General features: G+C 44.1%; 4 protein-coding genes. 2 read left to right on the forward strand and 2 right to left on the reverse strand.

Annotated elements, in window-relative coordinates:
- Window positions 1-2: 2 nt before the first annotated feature.
- Window positions 3-200: a hypothetical protein gene (locus ACFE90_RS37615; RefSeq protein ID WP_375507315.1), complete on the reverse strand. Its 198-nt coding sequence runs from the start codon at window positions 198-200 to the stop codon at window positions 3-5.
- A gap of 111 nt (window positions 201-311) precedes the next feature.
- Here ACFE90_RS37615 and ACFE90_RS37620 point away from each other — a divergent pair, with 111 nt between their 5' ends.
- Window positions 312-812 (forward strand): CRR6 family NdhI maturation factor, encoded by a 501-nt coding sequence (locus tag ACFE90_RS37620; RefSeq protein WP_375507316.1) that lies wholly within the window; start codon window positions 312-314, stop codon window positions 810-812.
- A 220-nt stretch (window positions 813-1,032) separates the two neighbouring features.
- On the opposite strand, the gene ACFE90_RS37625 is transcribed toward ACFE90_RS37620, so the two are convergent.
- Window positions 1,033-1,992 carry a glycosyltransferase family 9 protein gene (locus ACFE90_RS37625; protein WP_375507317.1) on the reverse strand — a complete coding sequence of 320 codons (960 nt, stop codon included), beginning with the start codon at window positions 1,990-1,992 and terminating at the stop codon, window positions 1,033-1,035.
- Between the two features lie 69 nt (window positions 1,993-2,061).
- Between ACFE90_RS37625 and ispD the strand changes: the two genes are divergently transcribed.
- Window positions 2,062-2,751 (forward strand): 2-C-methyl-D-erythritol 4-phosphate cytidylyltransferase, encoded by a 690-nt coding sequence (gene ispD / locus ACFE90_RS37630; RefSeq protein ID WP_375507318.1) that lies wholly within the window; start codon window positions 2,062-2,064, stop codon window positions 2,749-2,751.
- Window positions 2,752-2,774 lie beyond the last annotated feature (23 nt).

Raw genomic sequence — 2,774 nt, forward strand, 5'->3', positions numbered from 1 at the left:
TGTTAGCGATCGCTGGTTTTTGATCCTACCTCACCAAATCGCGTTGCTCCCCTTGCTTTCACCCCTGGTTTTATTAATGTTGTCTTTTTTACTTGCTTTTGATACCAATCATCTACGATTACAAAGATTGTTGTTAATAGCGTTCCAAAGTCTATGCTATTCATGGGGGAGGTTTGAGTTGAAAAGCTGGTAACTTTCATCTTCTTACTTCTCCCGCCTTTTTTCTAATTCACATTAGGCGTAATTTATTCCTAAAGGTCAATCTAGCATCAATCCCTGAAAGCTGCTACTGTAGATTGTCGATCCTACAGTTGAGCATCAAAAAAGTGGCTGCTGAATCAAAGACAATTGCGATCGCACTCAATAATGACTTTATTAACAATCTGGATCTGTCGCCTGCGTCAACGGTGATTGAACAACTGCTGCAAGATGGGGCCGCATCCCATGAACAGCAGCTACGCTTTGATATCAATTATGAACTCGAACCTGGCGATCCACGGGAACTCTCAGAAATTCCAGAGGTGCGGCTGTGGTTTGTGCGCCTAGATGCCAAATACCCCTGGTTACCATTTTTACTAGATTGGAAAGCTGGAGAATTTGCTCGTTATAGTGCCATGCTTGTACCACACCAGTTTAGTTCCAAAGAAGGCATTCAGTACAATCCTGAAGCCTTAGAAATATTTTTGATGCACAAAATTTTTATTTTAGGTGATTGGCTCAAACAACAAAATATCCCCAGCCTCTCGCGGCTGAAGTCTATGGCCCAAATGCTGGGTTATGAATTAGAGGATGCTTTTTTTGAGATATTTTAACAAGAAAGAATTCAGGAGTCAGAATTCAGTATGAATTCTGGGCGACTGGGAGATAGAGAAGTGTCTCGTAGAGAGCGTCTTGATATCTGACTTGTGTATTCTTCTTCTGAATAACCGCAAAATCTAGCTGTCACGTCCAGGTTTTGCGGTCATTCAACAAACGCATAACTATATTGGATATCCAATAGACTGATTGCAGAAGTTGAGGCAAACTGCTGGTTTAGCCGCCCCAAATTCTCTCCAAAACTGCGTTTGGTGAAACATCCGCCGTTTTTCCCGTGGGGGATTCAATGGCCAGGAATTTATCGTTTTTCGGCAACAACTTAGCTGGATCAGTGGGTCCAAATAGGGCGATGGTATAGGTTTTAACTGCAACACTCAGTTGTAGTGCCGCACTATCAGTAGACAACATCAGATTTGCCCCGGCGATTATGGCAGCTAACTTACCAATATCATCTGGGGCAGTCACTTTGATATCTGGAGAAGACCCCAGAAGCGATCGCACAAACTGCTCATCGTCAAGTCCCTTAATCAGCACCACAGGCAGATCCGGTTGCTTATCTTGGAAGTTTTGAATAATTTGCTGCCACTTCTCAACAGGGTAGATTTTATCCAGTTCTTTAGCCTGGGATAACTGGCCAGAACCGCCATGAATCAAGATATAACCTGTTTCATGCACCCCTAAACGTTTTTGTTCCTTTTCTGCCCACTCAATATCTGGTTTTGGCACATTTACAGCTAATTCTGGGACAGGGGTTTTTATGCTTAATGGTTGCAGCAAATCATGATATACTGCCGCCGCATACTGGGATGGTTTAAATGGCACAGCGTTGGTCAGAAAAACCGCTCCTTTGCCTTGGTAGCCAATGCGTGTGGTAATTCCTGTCAACCAGACTAAAAGACCCATCAACCAATTTTGCTTAACAGCAATGGCAACATCGTATTCGCGATCGCGAATTGTCCCCACCAAGTTACCCCAATCTGCCAGACTGTTACGGTCTTGAAAATCAAAGGCCAGTACCTCGTGAACTGACTTGCTCACTCGATAGGCAGCCTTTGACCGGGGTTCAACAACGACATCTATCTGAGCGTTAGGGTAATTGCGCTTGAGGTCATCTAGAGTCGGAAAAAAGAGAATTTGGTCGCCAATTCCGCCAGGTACAAGGGCTACTACTCGCATAATATTTATTGACGCTTACTCGCTCCCTATTTTAGGGGAAAATATATAGCTTAAAGATTGAGGAATTCTGTGTATTTACTAATTCCAGCTGCGGGAACCGGAAAAAGAATGGGGAGTAACCGCAATAAACTCCTGCTACTCGTGCGATCGCAACCAATTATTGCTTGGACTTTATTAGCTGCAGAAGCCGCTAGTACAATCAGTTGGATCGGAATTATTTCTCAGCCTACTGATTGGCCAGACTTCAACGCAATTCTCGCCGATCTGAAGCTGACTAAACCAGTGGAATTGATTACAGGTGGTTCCACCCGCCAAGAATCTGTTTACAATGGTTTGCAGGCGTTACCAGTAGCCGCAGAACAAGTGTTGATTCATGATGGGGCTAGATGCCTTGCAACACCAGATTTATTTAACTCTTGTGCCCAAGCCATTCGCCATTGTCCTGGTTTAATTGCTGGTGTACCCGTTAAAGACACCATCAAAGTTGTCGATGAACAAGGCATAATTCAAAAAACACCCGATAGACGGCAATTATGGGCGGCACAAACACCCCAAGGATTTGATGTTAAGTTGTTGAAACAGTGCCACGCTGAAGGTGTCCGTCAAGGCTGGGAAGTAACTGATGACGCGGCTTTATTTGAAAAATGTGGTATTGAAGTACGAATTGTCGAGGGAGAAGAGACAAATTTAAAAGTGACAACTCCCCAAGATTTAGCGATCGCAGAATTTATTCTCACAAGTAGAGGGATTGGGGATTAGGGACTGGGAACTGGGGGCTGGGG

Origin of the sequence: uncultured Nostoc sp. (genome assembly GCF_964245445.1) — a bacterium.
In the GTDB taxonomy this organism is placed as follows: Bacteria; Cyanobacteriota; Cyanobacteriia; order Cyanobacteriales; family Nostocaceae; genus Nostoc.

What these genes read in the sequence shown, in the direction of transcription:
- ACFE90_RS37615 (WP_375507315.1), bottom strand. Translation starts at nt 200, where the DNA reads ATGAAAGTTACCAGCTTTTCAACTCAAACCTCCCCCATGAATAGCATA.
- ACFE90_RS37625 (WP_375507317.1), bottom strand. Translation starts at nt 1,992, where the DNA reads ATGCGAGTAGTAGCCCTTGTACCTGGCGGAATTGGCGACCAAATTCTC.